The organism is Nocardiopsis sp. SBT366, assembly GCF_001083815.1.
Classification (GTDB): Bacteria; Actinomycetota; Actinomycetes; order Streptosporangiales; family Streptosporangiaceae; genus Nocardiopsis; species Nocardiopsis prasina.
The window spans coordinates 1-21,551 of the sequence record NZ_LAVM01000006.1; the positions used below are offsets into that span (position 1 = coordinate 1).

Consider the following 21,551-nt stretch of genomic DNA (forward strand, 5'->3'; position numbering starts at 1 on the left):
CGAAGGGGACGTGGGTGGGGGAGTCGGGGGCCTCCCTGCCGTCGGGGTGCCGCCACAGGCCGCGTTCACGTAGGAGGGGGAGCACGCCCTCGCCGAACCAGTACGCCTCCTCGAGGTGCGGGTAGCCCGAGAGCACGAACTCCCCGATGCCCGCCCGGTGGTACTCCTCGATCAGGTTCGCGACCTGCTCGTGGCTGCCGACCATAGCCGTACCCGCTCCGCCGCGCGCCAGACCCACACCGGCCCAGAGATGGGGGTGGATCTCCAGGTCGTCGGCGCGGCCGCCGTGCAGATCCAGCATCCGCCGCTGACCCTCGGACTCGCTCCGGCGCAGACTGCTCTGCACCTGTGCGACCGTCTCGGGGGAGAGCCCGTCGAGCAGACGCCGGGCCTGTGCCCACGCCTCCGCCTCGGTGTCGCGGCTGATCACGTGCAACCTGATCCCGTACTCCAGCCTGCGGCCGCGCTCGGCGGCGAGCGCGCAGACCCGGCCGATCTTCTCCTCGACGGCCGCCGGGGGCTCACCCCAGGTCAGGTAGGTGTCCACGTGGGAGGCGGCCACCTCCAGGGCGGCGGGGGAGGAACCGCCGAAATACACGGGCGGGCGCGGGTCGGGCGTCCGCTGGAGCACGGCCCCCTCCACCGTGACGTGCTCTCCCTGGAGGTCCACGGTCCGGCCGCGCCACAGCGCGTCCACCACGCTCAGGAACTCGCCGGTGCGCCGGTACCGGGCGTCCTTGTCGAGGAAGTCCCCGTGCTGGCGCTGTTCGGCGGACTCGCCGCCGGTCACCACGTTGAGCAGCAGGCGACCCCCGCTGAGCCGCTGGTAGGTGCTGGCCATCTGCGCGGCCAGGGTGGGTGAGAGCAGCCCGGGGCGGAACGCCACCAGGAACTTGAGCCGCCGCGTGTCCCTGACCAGCATCGCCGTGGTCAGCCATGCGTCCTCGCACCACGAACCGGTGGGGGTGAGGACGCCCTCGAAGCCCAGCCGTTCGGCGGCCTGCGCGATCTGGCCGAGGTACTCCAGGGAGGGTTCGCGCGTCCGCCAGGCGGAGGAGGACACGACGTCCGCGCCGTGACCTCCGCCGACGACGCCTCTGCTGTCTCCCTGCGTGGGCAGGAACCAGTGGAAGGTCAGGGGCATGGGGTGTCAGTCCTTGCTCTCGTGGTGCTAGATCTGTCCGTGCCGGGGAGGACGGCGACGGTTGAGGGAGTACTCGCCGATGTGCTGGACCTTCCAGCGCACCGGGTCGTGGACGGTGTGGGTGCGGGCGTCCCGCCAGTGGCGGTGCAGGTTGGCGTCGTCCGCCGTGGCGCGGGTGCCCGCCGCCTCGAACAGGGCGGAGGAGACCTCCACGGCGGCCCGGCCGCCGACGACCTTGGCGGCGGCGACCGCTATCGAGGCCTCCGCGGTGGCCTCCTCGGTGCCGGGGGCGCCCTCGGTCAGAAGCGCGTCGGCCGCCTCCACGCGTTCGGCGGCGGTGACGAGCAGGGCCTCGGCCGAGCGGACCTGGACCTCCAGTTCACCGAAGCGCTGTACGAGCAGGGGGTCCTCCGTGGCGGTGTCCACGCCGCTCTCGAACCAGGGGCGGCTCTTGGTGCGCACGAACTCCGAGGTCTCCTCCAGCGCGCCGCGCGCCGCACCGACGTCGATGGCGGCGTGCAGGAGCTGGGCGAGGGCTCCGTACGTGGTGGGCTCCTCGAAGGTCCGGTACTGCTCCAGGACCAGCTCGGGGGAGACCGTCACACCGGCCAGGTGGACGGTGCCGCTGGCCGTGGTGCGCTGGCCCATGCCCGCCCAGTCGTCCTCGATCCGGACGCCCGGGTGGTCCGCGGGGACGAGGGCCAGGTGGGGACGGGGGCCGTCGGGTGTGGAGGCGGGGGCGACCACGGCCAGCCACCCGGCGAACAGCGAGCCGGTGGCGTAGTACTTGGTCCCGTCGATCCGGAAGGCTCGCCCGTCACGTTCGATTCGGGTGGCGTGGGTGTGCGCGTTCCTTCCGGAGCGCTCTGCCTGGGCGTTGCTGACCAGGGCGCCGGCGAGGACGTCGGGGTACACGCGGCGCCGCGCCTCGGTTCCGCCGCGCAGGCGCAGGGCGTTGAGGAACGCGAAGTGCGGTTGGAGGATCTGGGCCAGGCTCAGGTCGGCGGTGCCGAGCAGGCGCAGGACCTCGGCGACGGTGGAGGCGCCCACAGCCGCGCCGCCGAGGTCACGGGGGACGGTGACGCCCAGCAGGCCGGAGCGGGAGATCGCGCGGACCACGTCGTGGGGCAGACAGCGTTCCCTGTCTCGTGTGGAGGCCTCGCGCGCGACCAGGGGGACGAGGGTGCGGGCCACGCGGAGGGCCTCGGCGGCGGAGGTGAGGACGGGAACCGGCGCGGTGTCGGGGGCCGTGCCGGGGGTGGGTCCGGCGATGGTCTCGGACAAGGGGAACCTCCTGGGCTGGGGCGCGACCGACACGCCCGGTAATCCGAAATGCCTACTGGAATTACCTGGAATCAAAGCACGGGTGGGCCGGGTCGGTCGTGAGGCACACCGATCGTCGGTGTGGCGCGGCGGTTCCTGTGGTGTCCCGGGCCGAGGGTCGGGCGGCTCCGCGCATGGCAGCCCCCTCGGCCCGGAACGTGGACCGGCCTCGCGCTCGTGTGTCCGTCCGGCGGGGTGGCCCGGACGGCGCGAGGGTTCGGCGGGTCCTCGCCGACCGGCTCCGCGATTCCGGTCGGCCCGGTGTCCACTGTGGTCGCCGTAACCCGATTTTGTCAACCAATAAAGTAGGGATTTCTGAAAAGCGCTGGTCAGGGTGGATGGTGATGGAGTTCCGCATGGTGTTGCTGGGGTTGGTGAGGCGCGTGTCGAGTCGCTACTACCGACTAAACCTGTAGGGAATATGGTTTACTGGCGAGCATGGCAGTCAGCGCATCACCACACCTTCGGCCCTGGTGGCGACCGCTCACCTTCGACGAGCGCTGTCAGTGACCCCGTCCCAGCACGACCACTGACGCCGCCCGGAGAGAAGCAAGAAGCCCCATGACCCTCGACGACACCGCAGTACGCGCCGCCGCGCCCACACCGCTCACCCTGGACCGCCTGTCCGAGCTGACCGCGAAGGTCGCCGAGGAGGTCCGCCAGGGGATCCACGAGATCCGCTTCGACGCCGAGGACCGTTGGTCCGTCCGCCTCCATGCCGACGACTACACCGACGTCTGGCTCATCTCCTGGACGCCCGACCAGTCCACCCGGCTGCACGACCACGCGGGCTCCCTCGGCGCCCTGACCGTCGTCACCGGCGAACTGGTCGAGCACTACTGGGACGGGGAGCTGCGCGAACGCATCCTCGCCGAGCGCGGCGGCGGTCGCTTCCCGCTCGGCCACGTGCACGACGTCATCAACACTTCGGACCGTCCGGCCGTGAGCGTGCACGCCTACTCGCCGCCGCTGACGGCCATGCACTACTACGAGGTGACCGAGGACGACTCGCTGCGCCGCACGGGCAGCATCCTCACCACCGACCCCGAACCCGACGTCCCCACGCTGGAATCGGTGCCCGCCGCCGAAGGGGTGGACCGATGAGCGTCATCGAACGCGTCCTGAACAGCAGGCGCGCGCACCTGGAGCGGCTCACTCCGGTCGAGGCGCTGCGCGCCCAGCGCGACGGCGCTCTCCTGGTCGACACCAGGCCGGTCGTCAACCGAGCCGCCGAGGGGGAGATCCCCGGTGCCCTGGTGATCGACCGCAACGTCCTGGAGTGGCGGCTCGACCCCACGAGTCCGCACCGGGTGCCCGAGGCCGACTCGCCGGACCTGCACGTGGTGCTGTTCTGCAACGAGGGCTACGCCTCCAGTCTGGCCGCCGTCCAGCTCCAGGAGCTGGGGCTGGCGCGCGCCACCGACCTGGTCGGCGGCTTCCGAGCCTGGCGTGAGGCCGGTCTGCCCGTGACCGAACCCGCGCGGGAACGCGATTCCGTCTCAGCTTCCTGACCCGACCCACCGGCTCGGGCGGCCCTGACTCCGCCGCCCGGGGTCTGGTGCCGTCGCATGTCCTTTATCTATACTAAATGAGTAGGTTTAATGAGGAATGGTCGCCGGGACCGCGACCATCCACCCGTCCCACCCTCCTTCCCCTTCCCCCGACCCAGGGCGCCGGAGGCGCCCGGAGGAGAAGCGTCATGAGTGAAACACCCTCCACACCACCACCCGCCACCCCCGAACGGACCGGGTTCAGCATCAGCGAGGACTGGGCCGCCACCCTCACGGGTCTCGTGCTGCTCGGCCTGTGCCTGCTCGGCGTGATCCCCGAGGGGCTGATCCCGTGAGCGCTGAGAACACCGACCCCCACGGCTCCGACGACGCTTCCGGGAAGGGCGGACCCCCGGAGGCCGCCGCTCCAGCCACCACCGAGACTGCCGCTCCGGCCACCACCGAGGCCGAGGCCCCGGGCACGGGCGGGGCGTCCGGCGTCCCCCAGGACGCCACGCCTCCAGCCGCCTCCCGGGGCTGGACCGCGCTCGGCCTGCTCGTCGTGCTGGCGCTGGCCGCCGCCACCCGGTTCCTGGAGTCCTGGGTCCCCGAAGTCGCCGAGGGCACCGCGCTGTCCGGTTTCGCCGGCGCGGTCGAGTACCCCGTCTACGCGATCCTCCTCGGCCTCGCCGGGAACCTGGTCCTGTCACTGACCGGGCTGCTCGACCGCCTGTCACCGGCCTTCCGGACCGAGTTCCTCATCAAGACCGGTCTGGTGCTCCTGGGCTCCACGGTCCTGTTCGACGTCATCGTCCGCGCCGCCGGACCGGCCGTCCTCCAGGCCCTGGTCCTGGTCACCTCGGTGTTCCTCTTCACCTGGTGGCTGGGCGGCAGACTCGGCCTCGACGACCGCCTGCGCGCCCTACTGGCCTCCTCGGTCTCCATCTGCGGTGTCAGCGCCGCGATCGCCGCGGCCGGGGCCGTGCAGGCGAAGAAGGAGCAGCTGGCCTACACGGCGAGCCTGGTCATCCTCTTCGCGGTGCCCTCGATCTTCCTCCTTCCCTGGCTGGTCCAGGTGATCGGGCTCAGCGACGCCCAAGCGGGCGCGTGGATCGGCGGCAACATCGACACCACCGCCGCCGTCGCCGCCTCGGGGGCGATCGTGGGCGAGGAGGCGCTCCAGATCGCCTCCATTGTCAAGGCCACCCAGAACGTCCTGATGGGCGTGGTCGCGGTCCTGCTCACCGCCTACTTCGCCTTCCGGGTGGCCGCGGCCGACGGCACGGCCGCCGAGGGCCGTCGTCCCGGGGTGCGCACCCTGTGGGACCGCTTCCCCAAGTTCGTGCTCGGCTTCCTGGTCGCCTCGGTGGTGGCCACGCTGTGGGCCAACAACGCCGCCGAGGACGCCCAAGCGGGCCTGGACACGGCCAAGGCGCTGCGCGACTGGTTCCTCATCGCTGCCTTCACCAGCATCGGCCTGGAGTTCCGGCTCGGTTCGCTGCGCGAGGCGGGTTGGCGTCCGATCGGCGTCTTCGGCGCCGCCACCGTGTTCAACCTGCTGGTCGGTCTGCTGCTGGCGATGCTGCTGTTCCGGGACTTCTCCTTCTGACCCGGGAGGCTCCGGGCCGCCGGGTGGCCCGGCCGGACGAGGGGCGCGGCGCCTCCCCAGAGGGGGGCGCCGCGCCCCTGTCGTGTGCGTGGGAGCGGAGCGGGCCGCCGCGCGTTCTCCGAGAACTCCGCGCGGCGGCCCCGCCGGTCAGTCCCCCCGTTCAGGGACTGACGCCGAGGGGCCGTGGTAGATGTACCCGACCTTGCGCACCGTCGCGATGCGGCCCCCGGCCCGGCCGAGCTTGCGGCGCAGGCGGTGGATGTGCACGTCGATGGTGCGCGAGTGCAGTTCGCGGCTGGAGCCCCAGACCCGTTCCATGAGCTCGCCCCGGGTGACCGCGCGGCCGGGGGCGGCGGTCAGGCACTCGAGGAGTTCGTACTCCTGGAAGGTCAGCTCGACCTCGGTGCCCTGGGCCCACACGCGGCGCGAGTCCCGGTCCAGGAGCAGGTCGCCGCCGGCCTCCGGCACGGGGCGGACTCCGGGGTGCGGTTCGTCCACGACGACCCCGTACACCAGCATGTACCGGCCGCTCTCGGGGAGCGGGAGCAGGCCGAGGAGCGAGTGTTCGCCCTCCGGGGTCTCCGCGCCGGGGGAGACGGCGGGTCCGTGTACGGCGGTCAGGGCCGGGTGACTCCGCGTCGGGGTGGGGCGGTCGTCGGCTCGAGGAGGTGCGGTGTGTGCGCTGAGCATGTACCCATGATGCTTCCGGTTTCCTTCAAAAGCTACCGGATTAGTGGGTAATTTTTCACGCTGTGGGGAAGGCCACGATCGACCTCGGGCAAAACGGATTTTTCCTACCAACAAGGTGGTCTAGTCTCTGGTACCAACACGCCCGCGCCCCACGAGGGTGCCGGGCCTGCCGGTGTCGGTTCCCCCGCCGCCGGACACCCCCCGCGATCCTCCGTCCCACGACCACGAAGGAGTGCACCATGCGCACGACCTCGACCCTCATCGGCGCGTCCGCCCTGGCTCTGACCCTCGCCGCCTGCGGTGCCCCCAGCGAGCAGGACTCCGGGTCCGCCGACGCCGAGTCCGGGCAGGGGCCGCTCCGGGTCGGTGTCAGCCCGGTGCCGCACGGTGACATCCTCGCCTTCATCGACGAGAACCTCGCCGAGGAGGCCGGGCTGGAGCTGGAGATCGACGAGATCGCCGACTACAACACGCCCAACGCCGGGCTCGTCAACGGTGACCTGGACGCCAACTACTTCCAGCACCGCTCGTTCCTGAACGAGTGGGTCGCGAACGGCCCCGACGCGGAACTGACCTACGTCACCGACGTCCACATCGAGCGGTTGGGGCTCTACTCCGAGACCTACGAGGGCGTGGACGATCTGCCCACGGGAGCCAAGGTCGCGGTACCCAACGACCCGGCCAACCTCAACCGCGCGCTGACGATCCTGGAGACCGAGGGTCTGATCACCGTGGACCCCGACGCCGGTGAGACGGCCACGGAGAAGGACGTCGTCGACAACCCGCAGGACCTGGTCATCACGCCGCTGGAGGCCGCGCAGCTGCCGCGCTCCATCGCCGACGTCGACGCCGCGGTCATCAACGGCAACTACGCCATCGAGGCCGGGGTCACCGAGGACGCCAACGTCCTGGCCTGGGAGCCCGAGGGCGACGACTACGTCGAGAAGTACGCCAACGGCCTGGTGGTCCTGGACGAGAACACCGACGACGAGCGCGTCCAGCTGCTGGCCGAGCTGCTGCACGACGAGCGGGTCCTGGAGTACGTCCGGGACACCTGGCAGGGCGTGGTGCTGCCGGTCAACGCCGACGGTTCCCTCGCGGAGTAGTGTGCACGGGCCTTCGGGTCCGGCGTGCCCGACGGGCGCGCGCCTTCACCCCCTCGGGGCGGTGGAGCCCCTCGGGCCTCCACCGCCCCTTGCACGTTCCCGCTGGTGGGTGGCGGGTTGATCACTTTCCGTGATCGAACGTGGGTAAAGTGTCCTGAGTCATAGGAAACCTTTGCGCCTCCTATTCCACAAAACCTACTTATTAAGTAGAGTTTGGCCCGTTCGCCCCTCTGATCACCCGAAAGGGACCCTCATGAGCCTGCGCAAGCCCGTGCTTTCGGCCGCCGCCACGGTACTGGCGATCGGGATGGTCGCGACCGCCTGTGGAGGGTCGGGTGGTGACGGAGGCGGTGACGCCGACACCCTGACCCTCGGTTACTTCCCGAACATCACCCACGCTCCCGCCCTGGTCGGCGTGGAGAACGGCACCTTCGCCGACGCCCTGGGCGACGTCGAGCTGTCCACCCAGACCTTCAACGCGGGCCCGGACGCCATCAACGCGCTGTTCGCCGGGGAGATCGACGCCACCTTCATCGGGCCCAACCCGGCCATCAACGGGTGGTCGCAGTCGGACGGCACCGCCCTGCGCGTCATCGCGGGCTCCACCTCGCGTGGCGCGGGCCTGGTGGTCCGCCCGGGGATCGACTCCGTCGACGACCTGCCGGGCACCACCCTGTCCACGCCGCAGCTGGCCAACACGCAGGACGTGGCGCTGCGCTGGTTCGCCCAGGAGCAGGGCTGGGAGGCCGACACCGAGGGAGGCGGCGACCTCTCGATCATCCCGCAGGACAACTCGGACATCATCAACGCCTTCGAGCTCGGGGAGATCGACGGGGCCTGGGTGCCCGAACCCCACCTGAGCCGCCTGCTGGTGGAGCTCGACGGAGAGCTGCTGGTGGACGAGGCGGACCTCTGGGAGGAGACCGGCGGCGACTTCGTCACCACACACCTGATCGTCAGCGCCGACTTCCTGGACTCCCACCCCGACGTGGTGGAGGACCTGCTGCGCGGCCACATCGAGACCGTCGACTGGATCAACGACAACTCCGAGGAGGCGCAGGAGGCCGCCATCGCGCACCTGGGAGCGGTCTCCGGAAGCGGCCCCAGTCCCGAGGTGGTCGCCTCGGCCTTCGAGAACACGGTCTTCACCGTCGACCCGATCGCCCCCTCGCTCCGGGGCGGCGCCGAGCACGCCGAGGCCGTGGGTCTGCTGGACCCGGTCGACCTGGAGGGCATCTACGCCCTGGACCCGCTCAACAGGCTGCTCGACGAGGGGTCCCGTGAGCAGGTCGCCGGGCTGTAGCCGCCCGGCGGTCGAGGGGTGGCGGGCTCGGACGGGGCCGCCACCCCGGCTCACACCGCCCCGGTGCTTTCACAAAACCTACTTATTAAGTAGAGTTTTCCCCGTCCCTCCGCAGACACCGACAAGGACCCCTGAGATGCGCGTTTCCCCGACCCCGCTGAGAACCACCGCGGCCGCCCTGGCCTTGGGGCTGGTCGCCACCGCGTGCGGGGGCGAGGGGGACGGTGGCGCCGCCGACACCCTGACCCTCGGCTATTTCCCGAACATCACCCACGCCCCCGCGCTCGTGGGTGTGGAACGGGGCATCCTCGACGAGGCCCTGGGCGAGGTCGAGTTCGCCACCCAGACCTTCCACAACGGTCCCGACGCGGTCAACGCCGTCTTCTCCGGGGAGATCGACGCGGCCTTCCTCGGCCCCAACCCCGCCGTCAACGGCTGGTCGCAATCCGAGGGCGAGGCCCTGCACGTCATCGCCGGAGCCGCCACCCAGGGCACCGGCCTGGTGGTCCGCGACGACATCGAGACCGTCGCCGACCTGCCCGGACACACCTTCTCCACACCGATGCTCGGTGGTACCCAGGACGTGGCGCTGCGCTGGTTCGCCCAGGAGCAGGGCTGGGAGGTCGACACGGCGGGCGGTGGCGACCTCTCGATCATCCCCCAGGACAACCCCGACACCGTCGACGCCTTCCGGCTCGGCGAGATCGACGGCGCATGGATCCCCGAACCCCACCTGAGCCGGGTCCTGGCCGAGGACGACGCCCACCTGCTCGTCGACGAACCCGACCTGTGGGAGGGGACCGGCGGACAGTACGTCACCACGCTCCTCGTCGTCAGCGCCGAGTTCCTGGCGAACGACCCCGACGCGGTCGCCGACCTGCTGCGCGGTCACGTGGAGTCGGTCGACTGGATCAACGACAACCCGGGGGAGGCCGCCGAGACCTCCCGGACGCACCTGGAGGCGCTCACCGGAGGCGAACTCGATCCCGAGCTCACCACCGCGGCCTTCGAGAACGTCACCTTCACCGTCGACCCGGTCGCGCCGTCGCTCCTGGTCCAGGCGGAGCAGGCCGAGGCCATCGGACTGCTGGACCCCGTCGACCTCAACGGAATCTACGCCCTCGACCCGCTCAACGACGTCCTGGCCGAGGCCGGACACGAGCTGGTCGCAGGGCTGGAAGGGTAAGGGCACCAATGACCGCCATCACCGAACCCAGGACCGGGACGAACGCCGTGGAGATCGATTCCATCTCCAAGGTCTTCGGCCGGGGCAGGGGCGCCGTGACCGCCGTCGACGGCATGTCGATCCACGTCGGCACCGGAGAGTTCCTGTCCATCGTCGGGGCCTCCGGCTGCGGCAAGAGCACCCTGCTGTCGCTGGTCGCCGGCCTGGAGGAACCCACCACGGGTTCCGTGGACGTCGGAGACCACCGAGTGGCCATGATGTTCCAGGAGGCCGCGCTCTTCCCGTGGCTGACCGTGGGCGCCAACATCGAGGTCCCCATGAAGGTGAACCGGGTCCCCACGGCCGAGCGCCGCAGGCGCGTGACCGAGCTCCTGGACCTGGTCCGCCTGACCGGCTTCGAACGCAAGCGCCCCCACGAGCTCTCCGGGGGTATGCGCCAGCGCGTGGCCCTGGCCCGCGCCCTGGCCCAGGACGCCGACGTCCTGCTGATGGACGAGCCCTTCGGCGCGCTGGACGCCATGACCCGGGACATTCTCCACGACGAGCTCGAACGGATCTGGCAGGAGAAGTCGCTGACCGTCCTGTTCGTCACCCACAACGTGCGCGAGGCCGTGCGCCTGGGCGACCGGGTCGTGCTGCTGTCCAGCCGCCCGGGCCGCGTCATCGAGGAGTTCACGGTGCACGGCGAACGCCCCCGCCGGATCGACTCCGCGCCCATCGCCGAGCAGGCCGCCGCCATCACCGACCGACTGCGTGAGGAGGTTTCGCGCCATGCCTGAGACCGACGTGCGGGACCGACAGGTCCAGGGGCTCGACGCCCTCGAACTCCAGCCCCAACGCGGCGTCAACGAACGCGGCGCCGGTGAGATCGCCCGGGGGGTGTGGGCCGCGACCTGGCCCAAGCTGGCCGCGGTCGTCATCGTGCTGGCGGCCTGGCAGGCGGTCGTGTGGTCCGGCTGGCGCACCGAGTTCGTGTTCCCCGGCCCGGACCGGGTGCTTCCCACCCTGTTCAACGAGGTCACCAGCCCCGAGTTCTGGACCGCCGTCCAGGTCACCATGCGGCGCGCCTTCGTGGGGTTCGCCCTGGCCCTCGCCGTGGGCGTGGTCGTCGGGCTGGCGGTGTCGCAGTTCAAGCCGTTGCGGACGGCGATCGGCTCGCTGATCACGGGCCTCCAGACCATGCCGTCGATCGTGTGGTTCCCGTTCGCGATGCTGCTGTACGGCATCAGCGAGTCGGCCATCATGTTCGTGATCATCCTGGGCGCGGCCCCGTCGATCGCGGGCGGTCTGACCTCGGGCATCGACTACGTGTCCCCGTCCCTGCTGCGGGCGGGCAAGGTCATGGGTCTGCGTGGGGTCCAGCGCTACACGCTGCTGGTCATCCCGGCCGCGCTGCCCATGTTCGTCACCGGTCTCAAGCAGGGCTGGGCGTTCGCCTGGCGTTCACTGATGGCCGGAGAGCTGCTGGTCATCATCAACCAACAGAACTCGATCGGCTGGGCGCTGAGCCAGGCCCGTCAGCTCAACGACGCCGAGCGGCTGCTCAGCTACATCATCATCGTGCTGGTCATCGGCATCATGATCGACGTCTTCTTCAGCTGGGCCGACCGCTCCCTGCGCCGCCGCTGGGGCATCACCCAGTAGCCAGGGAACCCGAGGGGGAGGGGCCGTGTGTTCGCGAGGGCGCACGGCCCTTCGGCGTCGCGCCCACGGGACGCGACGTCAGACCAACAGCCCGACCAGGTAGGAGATCCCGGTGAGCGTCAGCAGCCCGCCGAGCAGGACTCGTAACGGCTGCTCTCCCAGGCGGCGGCTGAGGGACAGGCCCACCAGCGCGCCGAGCGCGCCGCCGATCCCCAGCGCCAGGCCCACACCCCAGTCGGGGGCGGCGGGGGCGGCGCCGAAACCCACCCGGTCGAAGACGGCGTAGGCGCCCAGCCCCACCACGGATGTGACCAGGGTGGTGGTCAGACCCACCACGGCCGCGCGGGAGGTGGGCCACCCGCCCACCGCGATCAGCAGCGGGGCCAGGACCGACCCCCCGCCGATCCCCACAGCGGCGCCGAGGAGCGCGGCGCCCCCGGCTGCGAGGGCGAGCGGAGCGCCACCCCGCCGGACCCGGGCCTGGGCTGGTTCGGGCCCCGGTCGCGACCTCGTGACCAGCAGCCGGGCGCCCATGAACAGCATGAGCACGGCGAGCAGGCCGCGGAAGAGCGCCGGGTCCGACAGCCACGTCACACGGACAGCGGCACCGGCGATCGCGCAGGGCGCCGCGGCGCACGCGGCGACCAGCATCGCCGTTCCGTGGCCGCGGGTGGAGAGGGCCAGACGTCTCAGTCCGAGCGGGGTGGACACCACGTTGTAGAGCAGGTTGGTGGCGCTGACCGCTGGGCCGTGCAGGCCCAGCACGCCGAGCTGGACGGGCAGGAGCAGCACGGCGCCGGAGATCCCCACCGGAGTGGTGACGGCGGCGACGCAGAAACCGGCCAGGACGGCGAGGAGCAGAGTCACCCCAAAACCCTACTGTAAAGGTAGGAATAAGGGCGTCGGTTCCTCGATCAGCCGTACACCGCGTGGTACAGCTCCACGATCTCCTCGGCGACGGGCACCCTCGGATTGTTGCCGGGCGATCCGGAGGCCAGCGCCTGCTCGGCCATCAGCGGCGCCAGCTCCCACCATCGCTCGACCCCGATCCCGTACTCGCGCGGGGTCGGCACCTCCAGCTCCTGGTTCAGCAGGCGAAGCTCCCACACCAGGGCGCCGGTGGCCTCACCATCGGTGCTGTCCGGGGCGGCCAGACCCATCGCCCGGGCGCAGTCGGCGTAGCGGGAGGGGGCGGAGGGTACCGAGAACTCCGTGACCGCGGGCAGGAGCATGGCATTGGACAACCCGTGGGCCACCCCGAAGTGCGCCCCGAGAGGTCGGCTCATCCCGTGCACCAAGGCGACACTCGAGTTCGAGAAGGCCATCCCCGCCTGGGTGGAGCCCACCATCACCGCCTCCCTCGCGGCCTGGTCGTCCGGGTCGGCGTAGACGGACCGCAGGTGGGTGAAGATCGTACGCATCGCCTCGCGCGCGAACCCGTCCGAGACCGGGTTGGCCCGGGCACTCACGTACGCCTCGATCGCGTGGGTCAGGGCGTCCACCCCGGTGTCGGCGGTCAGTCGCCGGGGCATGCCCAGCGTGAGTTCGAAGTCCACCAGCGCGGCTCGGGGCAGCATCGCCAAGCCAGAGCAGAGCATCTTCTCCCCGGACTCGGAGTCGGTGATGATGCTGTGGCGCGTGCACTCCGAACCGCTGCCCGCCGTGGTCGGCACCGCCACCACCGGCAGAGCGAGGGCGTCGGTGACCACCGGCGCCCGGTAGTCGCGCATCCGCCCGCCGTGCGCGCCCAGCAGGGCCACCGCCTTGGCAGTGTCGATGGGGCTGCCACCGCCCACACCGACCAGGGAGTCGAAGCCGCCCTCCCGAAGCGTCCGCACCCCCTCCTCCACCACGGCGGTCGTGGGGTCGGGAACGGTGTCGGCGAACACCCTCGGGGAGAGGCCGGACTCCTTGAGGCCGGCCAGGAGTCGGTGGAAGAACGGCTGCTCCGCGATGAAGGGGTCGGTCACCAGGAGCGGACGGGACAGTCCGAGGGAGTCCAGGGTCCCGGCCAGTTCGGCCGAGGACCCCGCGCCCACGCGGATGACCTGGGGCAGGACGATGGAAGCGGACACTCGGGGTACCTCCGGGGGACGGGAGTACGGGCACCGGCGGCGCCCCCCGGGGTGCCGGGGCCACGGCTCGCCGCCCGGTACCTACCCCGCTCTCCGATTCGACTCCTCCCGCGCCGTACCGATTTCGTACCGCCTCGGTGACGCACGGTCCCCGAGTGGGCGGAGGGCCGGGCGCCAGGCCCGGCCCTCCGGCAGGTGTTCGACGGCGCTGGTCCGGTCAGGTGTGCACGAGCGGCGTGTCCACCAGGTGCTCGGCCACGAACCAGGCCTCCAGCTCGTTGGTGCGGATGACGTCGGAGACCAGGACGTCGTTGGTGCCGTCGTCGCCCATCTCCTGCACGCGTGCCGCGGCGTCGTGGCAGTCATCCAGGACGGCCTCGTGTGCCTCCAGCAGCCTGGAGAGCATCGCCGGGACCTCCTCGACCCCGTTCGGCGGGCGCGGGATACTGGTCAGCTCCGCGACGTGCCTCGGGTCGCCCACCGCGACCCCGCCCAGGGTCTGGATGCGCTCCGCGACGGTGTCGATCAGCGCCGTCTGCTCCTCGGCGTGCTTGTCCATCAGCAGGTGCAGCTGGTAGAAGGTGTGCCCGCGCATCAGCCAGTGGTGCTTCTTGTACATGTCGTGCAGGATGCGGAGGTCGCTCAGCACCTGGTTGAGCCGCTGACACGAGTACATGCGCGTGTCGTAGGACAGACCGACCGGTAGCTGACGGACCGTCCCGAACTGCTGGATCTCCTCACCCCTCTGGTGAAGCCACGGCTGGCTGCTGCGCGGCTTGGGTGTCTGGCTCGAACTCTGGTCGGCGGTGGTCACTACGGGTTCCCCCTCCGGGTCGGTGTGCTGCGTGGAACAGAAGAGCTCCGCCAGCCAGTCTTGGTCACCGACCGTTGTCGGGAGAGAAAACGCACGCCATGTCAGGGCAAGGATTCAGGAGTTGTCCCGGTCGAACGCGACGGGGAGCGCGAACAGCCCGTGCATGATCATGCTCGGCCACCACCGCAGCTCGTCCTCGTCCACGGCCAGACGCAGGCCCGGGAGCCTCTCCAGGACCGCGGTGACGGCCACCCGCGCCTCCACACGGGCCAGCTGCGCGCCCACGCAGAAGTGGGCCCCGTGTCCGAAGGACAGGTGTGAGGCCCCGCGCCGGGGGTCGAAGACGTCCGGGTCCTCGTAGCGCCGCGGGTCGCGCCCGGCGGCCAGCAGTGACACCAGCACCGGTTCCCCGGCCTCCAGGCGAACCCCGCCCACGGTCGTCGGCTCACCCGGGAAGCGCCAGGTCGCGTTCTGCAACGGGCTCTCGAGCCGCAGCGACTCCTCGATCGCCGGGCCCACGAGTTCGTGGTCGGCGCGCAGACGCGCCATCTCCTCGGGGTCGCGCAGCAGGAGCAGGAGCATGTTGCCGATCAGCGCGACCGTGGTCTCGTGCCCCGCCACCAGCAGCAGGAACGCCGTCGAGGTCACCTCGTGACGGGAGAGTTCACCGGACCGGTGGGCCTCCACCAGGTCACCCAGGAGGTCGTCGGAGGGCTCGCGCAGCCGCGCCGCCACCAGCCCGTCAAGATAGGCGTCGAACCAGTCGGTGGCCGCGCCGATCGCCTCGTACTCGTCCGGGGAGGAGGAGTCGATCACCGCCGCCTGCCGGTGGAACTCGGCCCGGTCCTCCTCCGGCACCCCGAGGATGTCGCAGATGATCGCGATCGGAAGGGGGTAGGCCAGGTCGCGCACCAGGTCCGGTGCCTCCTCCTTCGTCAGTGCGTCCAGGAGCTCACCGGTGATCCGCTCGGCGCTCTCCCGCAGGGACCTGACCCGGCGGGGGGTGAACGCCCCACTGGTCACCTTCCGGAGTCGGGAGTGGTCGGGAGCGTCCACGTTGACCATGCTGCGCACGAGGCTGGGACGGTGGTCGAAGGGCAGCCCCAGCCCGGCCCGGTACCAGGTCGCGTTGGCGCGCCCGGGGTCCTTGAGCATGTTCGGGTCGGCCAGCACCGACCGGGCGTCGTCGTACCGGGTCACCAGCCAGGCCCAGGCGCCACCGGGCAAGTCGATCCGGTGGACGGGCGCGTGGTCGCGCAGCCAGCGGTAGGCCGGGTGCGGGTCCGCCTCGAACTCGGGTCCGTGCAGTGCGGGGGGTGTGCGGGTCATCGTCGGCCTCTCCACAGGGATGCGGTTCTCCCGTTTCCTACCCACCCGGGAGGCGCCGTGTCGCGGTTGCGGAGTACGGGGGCGCCGCGCCTCGGAACCCCCGTGGCGCCGCCGGGAACGGGCTCAGGGTGCCACCGCGCAGGCGGTCTCCAGGACGAACCTCGGCCAGGGGCGGTGGGGGTCGTGGCCGGTCAGTTCGCGGACGCGCCGCAGCCGGTACCGCAGGGTCTGGGCGTGGACGTGCAGCGACTCCGCCGCCGTGGTGGCCGCGCCCGCACGGAAGTAGGCGTGCAGTGTGTCCAGCAGGTGGCGGTGGTCGTGGGTCAGCAACGGGCCCAGAACCACGTGGCGCACCGTCGACGGCGCTACCCCGCCACCGTTGAGCAGGGACAGCACACACGCGTCGGAGTCGCGCAGCAGGTCGTGCGAGCCGAAGGCGTGTGGGGGAGCGGTCTCCACGGCGCCGTCGGCCAGCCGGTACGCGGCGGACAGGTCCGCCAGTCCGCGCGGATCCAGGGCGCAGCCCCGCCATCCCCGCGCCAGTACGGTCCGGGTGATCCGCTCGGCGTCCTCGGGCGCGGCCAGGACGACCACCCGGCCCGAACGCGTGGTCACCAGGGCGTCGGCTCCTGCCGGTGAGGCCTCCGCGACCAGCTCCATCCCCACAGCCACCGTGACGTCCTCGGCGCGCACGGGTTCGGCGACCACCAGCACCGCCGGGTCGGGCGGGGCGATGCCCAGGGTCCGCGCCCGGTCCCGGATGGCACCCCGGGACGCCTGGCGGCCGATCAGCAGGTCGTCGAGGAGCGCGCGCCGGGCACGTTCCCGATCCGCGTCCAGCCGTTCGGCGGCCTCGGCGTGCCCCGTCTCCAGGCTCTCGGAGATCTGGTCGAGGGAGGCCAGCCACAGTTCGCTCAGAGCGAACACGTCGGCGGCGTCGAGCCTGTCGCCCGCCTGATCGCGCAGCAACCGCGCGGCGGCGGCCGATCCGACCCGGTGCGCCCGCACCACGGCACCGATCGAACGGCCGTCTGCGGCCCGTGCCCGGCCGATCCCACGGAGCCGCTCCACGTCCTCCGGAGGCAGGCGACGGTCCCCGCGCACCCACAGCTCCAGGGACCGGGCGACCAACCAGCCGGTGATGGCCCGCACCTCCGCCAGCTGGGATCCGTGCAGCGCTCGGTAGGCGGGCACCTCCGTGTGGACCTCGGCGACGATCCGCTCCACCAGCCCGGCCCGGTCTCGCTCCAGCTCAGCGCTGACCCGTACGCGTTCCTCGCGGCCCATGCCCCTCCTCGTCCCGCGCCGACGATCCTCCGGCGGGACCGCGCCGAGCGCGACACCTCGTCCTCCGGGCGGGCGGGCAGCCTATCGCCACATCCGGCGCACGCCGAGACCGGCCATCCGGGTAAAAACCGTGCACATGTGCGGCGCAGCCTCAGAGGTCGACCCCCGCTGACATGGCAGTATGCGCACACAGGCCCGGTATAGAGCACGAGTCCAACACCGAGCGTCGGCGTGCCGGGCGCGCCGGGCACACCGGTCGGCCGGGAGAACGGCCGGGCCGGACGGGGAAGACGGGGGATGAGGACGATGACGGTTCCCGGCATCGCGCTGAACAACGGGCTGCAAATGCCGCAGCTGGGTTTCGGCGTGTGGCAGGTGCCCGACGACGCCGTGGGCGAGGCGGTCTCACACGCCCTCGCGGCGGGCTACCGCAGTATCGACACCGCCGCCGCGTACGGCAACGAGGAGGGGGTGGGCGAGGCGCTGCGCCGGTCGGGGCTCCAGCGGGAGGACCTGTTCGTCACCACCAAGCTCGCCAACGCCGACCACGGCTACGACTCCGCTCTGCGCGCCTTCGACGCCAGCCTGGAGCGGCTCGGCCTGGACATGGTGGATCTCTACCTCATCCACTGGCCGCTGCCCGAGCGCGACCTCTACGTGCCCACCTGGAAGGCGCTGGAGCGCCTGTACGCGGAGGGCCGCGCCCGCGCCATCGGCGTGTGCAACTTCAAGCGCACGCACCTGGAGCGGGTCATGAAGGAGGGCGGGATCGCCCCCATGGTCAACCAGATCGAACTGCACCCGCTGCTCTCCCAGGGGGAGATGCGGGCCTTCGACTCCGCCCACAACATCGCCACGGAGGCCTGGAGCCCGCTCGGGCAGGGCGAACTCCTCCGCCACCCGCTGATCACGCGGATCGCCGAGGAAATCGAACGGACCCCGGCGCAGGTGCTTCTGCGGTGGCACGTCCAGTTGGGCAACGTGGTCATCCCGAAGTCGGTGACGCCGGAGCGCATCCGCGCCAACTTCGAGATCTTCGACTTCGAGCTCTCGGACGAGGACATGGCCCGGATCGACGGTCTCGACCAGGAGCACCGGTTCGGCCCCGACCCGGACAGCTTCGACGGAGACTGAGCCGCGCGGCCGACCGGTGACCGGGGGCGGCGCGGCTCGCGGCGTCGCCTAGCGGAGCTCGCGGAGCCTGCGGGCGCCGGACAGGGTGGCCTCGATGCCGTCGCGGCGCACACGGGCGACGTACACGCCACCGCCGACGAAGATCGCGAGGAAGAGCCCGACCACTGCGGTCAGGGCCAGGACGGACAGCACGGAAGTGATCATGCGGTCATGATAGCCGCATGTCGGACGACGCTCTCACCGGGGGAGTCCCGGGTGCGTGCCGAGCGAGACGGAGGGTCCGCCGATGGACCAGACACCGCACGAGATCATCAACCCGCTCTCCCTTCCCGACCCCGTGGGCTATTCACACGCCCTCGTGGTGGCCCCGGGCCGCACGGTGTACGTGGGCGGACAGATGGCCCTGCGTTCCGACGGGGTACTGACCGGTGACTCACTGGTACAGCAGTTCGACCACGCGCTCGCCAACGTGGTGGAGGCGCTGAGAACGGCGGGGGCCGAACCCGCTCACGTGGTGAGCATGCGCGTCTACACCACCTCGGTGGGCGTCTACCGGGTCAACCTCAAGGCACTGGGATCGATCTACCGCCGCCACATGGGTCGCTACTACCCGCCGATGGCGGTCCTGGGCGTCACCGAGTTGCTGGAGGAGGGGGCCCAGATCGAGCTGGAGTGCGTGGCGGTGGTCCCGGACTCGCGTGACGGCGCGGAGTTGGACGAGGGGCGTCCCCGCGAACTCGTGGAGGAGGTCGACGACCCCTTCGCGGACGCCCCGGCGACCGCGGAACCCGGGGAGTTCTCCCGGGACACGCGGCCCTGATCACGGCGGGTGGGCGCGGTGCCCCGGCCGGGGACGGTCGGGGCACCGCGCTGGCGCTCAGCGCTCGTGGGAGCGCACCAGGAGCACCGCCACCACACACACCGCCATCCCGGCCAGCGCGCCCGCGCCCACCGGGTCGCCGAACATCAACCACGTCCACACGAGCGTGGTGGGCGGGGTCAGGTAGAGCAGCGCGGACACCCGCGCCACGCTGGTTCGTGCCAGGTTGATCCAGTACAGCCCGTAGCCGCCCAGCGTGGACAGAACGACCACCCACGCCACCGCGGCCCAGAACCCCGCCGTCATGGGCGGGGCCAGGGTGCCCGTCGAGGCGGCGAGCCCGGTGAACAGGATCGCGCTCACCGCGCACTGCACGGCCAGTGCCTCCACCACGCTCCCGCCGGGACGCGATCTGCGCTCCACGAGGGTGGCGGCCACCAACGAGAGCATGGCGCCGAACGGGAGCGCGTACGCCCACCAAGGGGCGGACCCGGCCTGGAGCAGGTCCGAACCCACCACCATGCCCACACCGACCAGGCCCACCGCCAATCCGACGACCTGGCGCCCGCGCACCCGCTCACCGAGCAGGGGGACGGCGAGCGCGGTGGCCACCATGGGTTGGAGGGCGGCGACGAGCGCGCTCGTCCCGGTGGCCACCCCGGCTTCGGCGGCCGCCACCACCCCGTACAGGTACCCGGCCTGGGCCAGGAGCCCGAGCACCGCGTGCAGTGCCATGTCCCGGCCGCGCATCCGGGCCCCGCGCCACAGGCACCAGGCCACGAGCAAGCCGCCCACGACGAGGAACCTCCACGCGAGGAGGGTGGTCGCCGGGGCCTGCCGGGTGCCCAGTTCGGCCCCGACGAACCCCGAACTCCACATCACGACCAGCCCCGAGGCCAGCAGGAAGGGGATCAGGGGTCGGGCGGTCGAGCGGGTCCGTGTGCGTGAGGTCATGACGTCCATGCCGCAGAGGTAAACACACCGGTCGGTATACTCACAATGTAGTCACCGACCGAAGGAGCGCATCATGGCCGGCATCACCCGGGAACCGCGGCTGACCCCCGCCGCTCGCCGCGTCCTGGACGTGGCGACCGACCTCTTCTACACGCGGGGGATCAACACGGTGGGCATGGAACTGGTCGCCGAACGCGCCGGGGTCACCAAGAAGACCATCTACGACCGGTTCGGCTCCAAACAGCGGCTGGTCGTGGCCTACCTGCGGGCACGGGACACCCGTTGGCGCGACTTCCTCGACACCCACATGGACCCCGCCGCCTCCCCGCGTGCCCGGATCGGGGCGACCTTCGAGGCCCTGGACGCGTGGATGCGGCAGGAGAACCAGCGCGGCTGCGCCATGGTCAACGCCTACGCCGAGCTCTCCGACCCCGAACACCCCGGCCGCACCGTGGCCGAGGAACAGAAGCGGTGGCTGCGCGACCTGTACACCGACCTCGCCCGTGAGGGCGGAGCCACCGGCCCCGAGGCACTGGGCGAGGTCCTGGCGATGCTCCACGAGGGCGCCGTCGTCGCGCGCAACGTCACCGGCGTCGCCGACGCCGCCCTGACCGCGCGCGCGGCCGCCGACACCCTGCTCACCACGAACGGGGTGGGCGCCTAGAGGTAGCCCAGCCTGGACAGTTCGTGACGCGCCACCTCGTGCACGTCACCGTGGTCCTTGCGGGTCAGCCGCTCCCGCCACGAGCCCACGCCCCAGGAGTGGTCGGTCAGCAGCTCACTGGCCGAGACCCGGGCGCCGGTGAAGTCCAGGAGCCTTTCGGAGGTCTCGATCTCCTGGCCGTGCACGTCCTCGTAGCGCAGGGTCATCAGCTGTTCCGGGCCGATCTCCTGGCGCAGCCTCGCGGACATGCGCACCGCGCCCCGCCAGCGCATCGCGCACTTGGTCGCCACCGAACCCTCGGTGAAGTCGTCCAGGTCCGACTCCTCCTCCAGGCCGAAGAAGTGGTTGGGGAACTCGTGGTCCAGCTTCATGAAACTGGGCTTGAGCCAGGCCAGCGAGCGCTCGTCCTCCATCATGTCCGCCACAACGTCACGGCCGTCGCGGATGATCTGGACGAAGCGCGCGTCGGGGAACGCGGCGTACAGGGCACTCGCCGAGTACAGGAGGTCGGGGCTGGCGTCACCGTAGCGGAGGGCGGCGGCGCTGTGCTCGCACGGTTCGGCGGAGGCGTTGGCGGGCACCCGGGCACCGGGGCCCGGGCATCTGGGACAGGTCAGGGGGGTGAGCTGCCAGGTCTCGGCGTAGGCCTCGCGCAGCAGGCTCGCGGTTCCGGACACCTTCTCCTGAGCGAGGGAGGGGCGCCTGGCCACGGCGTAGACGGCGTTGAGCACGCCCGAGGAACCGGCACCGAGATGGAAGCCGGGCGCGCGGGCCAGGGCGTGGGCGATCACCGGAACCCCGGAGTGGGGGGCACCGAGCACGAACACCGGGCGCTCCACCTTGGTCCCGTTGACCACGAGGATGTAGGAGGGCTGCTTCATGATTGTGTCGTATTTTTGCACCCTTTGCCCTTCTCGTGTGCATCGGTCGGGGCCTGGCGGCACCCGCCCCACACGTTCCCCGAGGTTAAGGGCAGGAT

23 protein-coding genes are annotated in these 21,551 nt (G+C 71.3%); 12 read left to right on the forward strand and 11 right to left on the reverse strand.

What is annotated here, in order from left to right; translation table 11 throughout:
* Nucleotides 1–1,144: LLM class flavin-dependent oxidoreductase (locus ADX84_RS02680; RefSeq protein ID WP_049566869.1), on the reverse strand; the 1,144-nt coding region annotated here is incomplete at its 3' end.
* 27 nt (nt 1,145–1,171) lie between these two features.
* A complete protein-coding gene (locus ADX84_RS02685) occupies nt 1,172–2,428 on the reverse strand; it encodes an SfnB family sulfur acquisition oxidoreductase (RefSeq protein ID WP_049566872.1) in 1,257 nt (418 codons plus the stop codon).
* Between the two features lie 600 nt (nt 2,429–3,028).
* On the opposite strand from ADX84_RS02685, the gene ADX84_RS02690 reads away from it, so the two are divergent.
* The 4 genes from ADX84_RS02690 (at nt 3,029) to ADX84_RS02700 (ending at nt 5,566) form a co-directional block, all read left to right on the forward strand.
* Entirely contained in the window at nt 3,029–3,571 is a 543-nt protein-coding gene (locus ADX84_RS02690; RefSeq protein ID WP_049566876.1) for a cysteine dioxygenase family protein, read from the forward strand.
* Nucleotides 3,568–3,978 carry a rhodanese-like domain-containing protein gene (locus ADX84_RS02695; protein WP_049566879.1) on the forward strand — a complete coding sequence of 137 codons (411 nt, stop codon included), beginning with the start codon at nt 3,568–3,570 and terminating at the stop codon, nt 3,976–3,978. The genes ADX84_RS02690 and ADX84_RS02695 overlap by 4 nt, the downstream gene beginning before the upstream one ends.
* Nucleotides 3,979–4,166: 188 nt before the next feature.
* On the forward strand, nt 4,167–4,313 hold the full coding sequence (locus ADX84_RS26225; RefSeq protein WP_199776454.1) for a hypothetical protein: 147 nt from the start codon (nt 4,167–4,169) through the stop codon (nt 4,311–4,313).
* Nucleotides 4,310–5,566 carry a YeiH family protein gene (locus ADX84_RS02700; protein WP_049566882.1) on the forward strand — a complete coding sequence of 419 codons (1,257 nt, stop codon included), beginning with the start codon at nt 4,310–4,312 and terminating at the stop codon, nt 5,564–5,566. Before ADX84_RS26225 ends, ADX84_RS02700 begins: the two co-directional genes overlap by 4 nt.
* Nucleotides 5,567–5,713: 147 nt before the next feature.
* On the opposite strand, the gene ADX84_RS02705 is transcribed toward ADX84_RS02700, so the two are convergent.
* Nucleotides 5,714–6,256 (reverse strand): winged helix-turn-helix domain-containing protein, encoded by a 543-nt coding sequence (locus ADX84_RS02705; protein WP_049566885.1) that lies wholly within the window; start codon nt 6,254–6,256, stop codon nt 5,714–5,716.
* A 239-nt stretch (nt 6,257–6,495) separates the two neighbouring features.
* On the opposite strand from ADX84_RS02705, the gene ADX84_RS02710 reads away from it, so the two are divergent.
* From ADX84_RS02710 to ADX84_RS02730, 5 genes are all read left to right on the forward strand, one after another.
* Nucleotides 6,496–7,362 carry a MetQ/NlpA family ABC transporter substrate-binding protein gene (locus ADX84_RS02710; protein WP_049566888.1) on the forward strand — a complete coding sequence of 289 codons (867 nt, stop codon included), beginning with the start codon at nt 6,496–6,498 and terminating at the stop codon, nt 7,360–7,362.
* A 253-nt stretch (nt 7,363–7,615) separates the two neighbouring features.
* Entirely contained in the window at nt 7,616–8,665 is a 1,050-nt protein-coding gene (locus tag ADX84_RS02715; RefSeq protein ID WP_049566892.1) for an ABC transporter substrate-binding protein, read from the forward strand.
* Between the two features lie 136 nt (nt 8,666–8,801).
* Nucleotides 8,802–9,851, forward strand: coding sequence for an ABC transporter substrate-binding protein (locus ADX84_RS02720; RefSeq protein WP_049566895.1), 1,050 nt, complete (start codon nt 8,802–8,804; stop codon nt 9,849–9,851).
* An 8-nt stretch (nt 9,852–9,859) separates the two neighbouring features.
* Nucleotides 9,860–10,630: an ABC transporter ATP-binding protein gene (locus ADX84_RS02725; RefSeq protein WP_049566898.1), complete on the forward strand. Its 771-nt coding sequence runs from the start codon at nt 9,860–9,862 to the stop codon at nt 10,628–10,630.
* Complete coding sequence (locus ADX84_RS02730) at nt 10,623–11,495, forward strand: ABC transporter permease (protein ID WP_049566901.1); 873 nt, start codon at nt 10,623–10,625, stop codon at nt 11,493–11,495. The genes ADX84_RS02725 and ADX84_RS02730 overlap by 8 nt, the downstream gene beginning before the upstream one ends.
* A gap of 78 nt (nt 11,496–11,573) precedes the next feature.
* Here the strand turns inward: ADX84_RS02730 and ADX84_RS02735 are convergent, their stop codons facing one another.
* The 5 genes from ADX84_RS02735 to ADX84_RS02755 all read right to left on the reverse strand — a co-directional run bounded on the left by ADX84_RS02735 (nt 11,574) and on the right by ADX84_RS02755 (nt 17,000).
* Nucleotides 11,574–12,362, reverse strand: a complete 789-nt coding sequence (locus tag ADX84_RS02735; RefSeq protein ID WP_049566905.1) for a sulfite exporter TauE/SafE family protein — start codon at nt 12,360–12,362, stop codon at nt 11,574–11,576.
* A gap of 47 nt (nt 12,363–12,409) precedes the next feature.
* Entirely contained in the window at nt 12,410–13,570 is a 1,161-nt protein-coding gene (locus tag ADX84_RS02740) for an iron-containing alcohol dehydrogenase (RefSeq protein WP_049566909.1), read from the reverse strand.
* Between the two features lie 217 nt (nt 13,571–13,787).
* A complete protein-coding gene (locus ADX84_RS02745) occupies nt 13,788–14,384 on the reverse strand; it encodes a Dps family protein (RefSeq protein ID WP_049566911.1) in 597 nt (198 codons plus the stop codon).
* A gap of 114 nt (nt 14,385–14,498) precedes the next feature.
* Complete coding sequence (locus ADX84_RS02750) at nt 14,499–15,713, reverse strand: cytochrome P450 (protein ID WP_049566914.1); 1,215 nt, start codon at nt 15,711–15,713, stop codon at nt 14,499–14,501.
* 123 nt (nt 15,714–15,836) lie between these two features.
* Nucleotides 15,837–17,000, reverse strand: a complete 1,164-nt coding sequence (locus ADX84_RS02755; RefSeq protein WP_049566917.1) for a CdaR family transcriptional regulator — start codon at nt 16,998–17,000, stop codon at nt 15,837–15,839.
* Between the two features lie 306 nt (nt 17,001–17,306).
* Here ADX84_RS02755 and ADX84_RS02760 point away from each other — a divergent pair, with 306 nt between their 5' ends.
* Nucleotides 17,307–18,134: an aldo/keto reductase gene (locus ADX84_RS02760; protein WP_082206265.1), complete on the forward strand. Its 828-nt coding sequence runs from the start codon at nt 17,307–17,309 to the stop codon at nt 18,132–18,134.
* Between the two features lie 48 nt (nt 18,135–18,182).
* Here the strand turns inward: ADX84_RS02760 and ADX84_RS26230 are convergent, their stop codons facing one another.
* On the reverse strand, nt 18,183–18,338 hold the full coding sequence (locus ADX84_RS26230; RefSeq protein WP_017544712.1) for a hypothetical protein: 156 nt from the start codon (nt 18,336–18,338) through the stop codon (nt 18,183–18,185).
* 82 nt (nt 18,339–18,420) lie between these two features.
* Here ADX84_RS26230 and ADX84_RS02765 point away from each other — a divergent pair, with 82 nt between their 5' ends.
* Nucleotides 18,421–18,954, forward strand: coding sequence for a RidA family protein (locus tag ADX84_RS02765; protein WP_049566923.1), 534 nt, complete (start codon nt 18,421–18,423; stop codon nt 18,952–18,954).
* A 57-nt stretch (nt 18,955–19,011) separates the two neighbouring features.
* Here ADX84_RS02765 and ADX84_RS02770 read toward each other — a convergent pair whose 3' ends face one another.
* Nucleotides 19,012–19,917: a DMT family transporter gene (locus ADX84_RS02770; RefSeq protein ID WP_049566926.1), complete on the reverse strand. Its 906-nt coding sequence runs from the start codon at nt 19,915–19,917 to the stop codon at nt 19,012–19,014.
* 64 nt (nt 19,918–19,981) lie between these two features.
* Here ADX84_RS02770 and ADX84_RS02775 point away from each other — a divergent pair, with 64 nt between their 5' ends.
* Nucleotides 19,982–20,572, forward strand: coding sequence for a TetR/AcrR family transcriptional regulator (locus tag ADX84_RS02775; protein WP_049566930.1), 591 nt, complete (start codon nt 19,982–19,984; stop codon nt 20,570–20,572).
* On the opposite strand, the gene ADX84_RS02780 is transcribed toward ADX84_RS02775, so the two are convergent.
* Nucleotides 20,569–21,453 (reverse strand): sulfotransferase, encoded by an 885-nt coding sequence (locus ADX84_RS02780; protein WP_049566933.1) that lies wholly within the window; start codon nt 21,451–21,453, stop codon nt 20,569–20,571. The two genes, ADX84_RS02775 and ADX84_RS02780, sit on opposite strands and share 4 nt — an antisense overlap.
* Nucleotides 21,454–21,551: the final 98 nt, after the last annotated feature.

What these genes read in the sequence shown, in the direction of transcription:
- ADX84_RS02705 (WP_049566885.1), bottom strand. Translation starts at nt 6,256, where the DNA reads ATGCTCAGCGCACACACCGCACCTCCTCGAGCCGACGACCGCCCCACC.
- ADX84_RS02720 (WP_049566895.1), top strand. Translation starts at nt 8,802, where the DNA reads ATGCGCGTTTCCCCGACCCCGCTGAGAACCACCGCGGCCGCCCTGGCC.
- ADX84_RS02780 (WP_049566933.1), bottom strand. Translation starts at nt 21,453, where the DNA reads ATGAAGCAGCCCTCCTACATCCTCGTGGTCAACGGGACCAAGGTGGAG.
- ADX84_RS02730 (WP_049566901.1), top strand. Translation starts at nt 10,623, where the DNA reads ATGCCTGAGACCGACGTGCGGGACCGACAGGTCCAGGGGCTCGACGCC.
- ADX84_RS02755 (WP_049566917.1), bottom strand. Translation starts at nt 17,000, where the DNA reads ATGGGCCGCGAGGAACGCGTACGGGTCAGCGCTGAGCTGGAGCGAGAC.
- ADX84_RS26230 (WP_017544712.1), bottom strand. Translation starts at nt 18,338, where the DNA reads ATGATCACTTCCGTGCTGTCCGTCCTGGCCCTGACCGCAGTGGTCGGG.
- ADX84_RS02770 (WP_049566926.1), bottom strand. Translation starts at nt 19,917, where the DNA reads ATGGACGTCATGACCTCACGCACACGGACCCGCTCGACCGCCCGACCC.
- ADX84_RS02760 (WP_082206265.1), top strand. Translation starts at nt 17,307, where the DNA reads ATGACGGTTCCCGGCATCGCGCTGAACAACGGGCTGCAAATGCCGCAG.
- ADX84_RS02695 (WP_049566879.1), top strand. Translation starts at nt 3,568, where the DNA reads ATGAGCGTCATCGAACGCGTCCTGAACAGCAGGCGCGCGCACCTGGAG.
- ADX84_RS26225 (WP_199776454.1), top strand. Translation starts at nt 4,167, where the DNA reads ATGAGTGAAACACCCTCCACACCACCACCCGCCACCCCCGAACGGACC.
- ADX84_RS02715 (WP_049566892.1), top strand. Translation starts at nt 7,616, where the DNA reads ATGAGCCTGCGCAAGCCCGTGCTTTCGGCCGCCGCCACGGTACTGGCG.
- ADX84_RS02690 (WP_049566876.1), top strand. Translation starts at nt 3,029, where the DNA reads ATGACCCTCGACGACACCGCAGTACGCGCCGCCGCGCCCACACCGCTC.
- ADX84_RS02725 (WP_049566898.1), top strand. Translation starts at nt 9,860, where the DNA reads ATGACCGCCATCACCGAACCCAGGACCGGGACGAACGCCGTGGAGATC.
- ADX84_RS02775 (WP_049566930.1), top strand. Translation starts at nt 19,982, where the DNA reads ATGGCCGGCATCACCCGGGAACCGCGGCTGACCCCCGCCGCTCGCCGC.
- ADX84_RS02750 (WP_049566914.1), bottom strand. Translation starts at nt 15,713, where the DNA reads ATGACCCGCACACCCCCCGCACTGCACGGACCCGAGTTCGAGGCGGAC.
- ADX84_RS02710 (WP_049566888.1), top strand. Translation starts at nt 6,496, where the DNA reads ATGCGCACGACCTCGACCCTCATCGGCGCGTCCGCCCTGGCTCTGACC.
- ADX84_RS02765 (WP_049566923.1), top strand. Translation starts at nt 18,421, where the DNA reads ATGGACCAGACACCGCACGAGATCATCAACCCGCTCTCCCTTCCCGAC.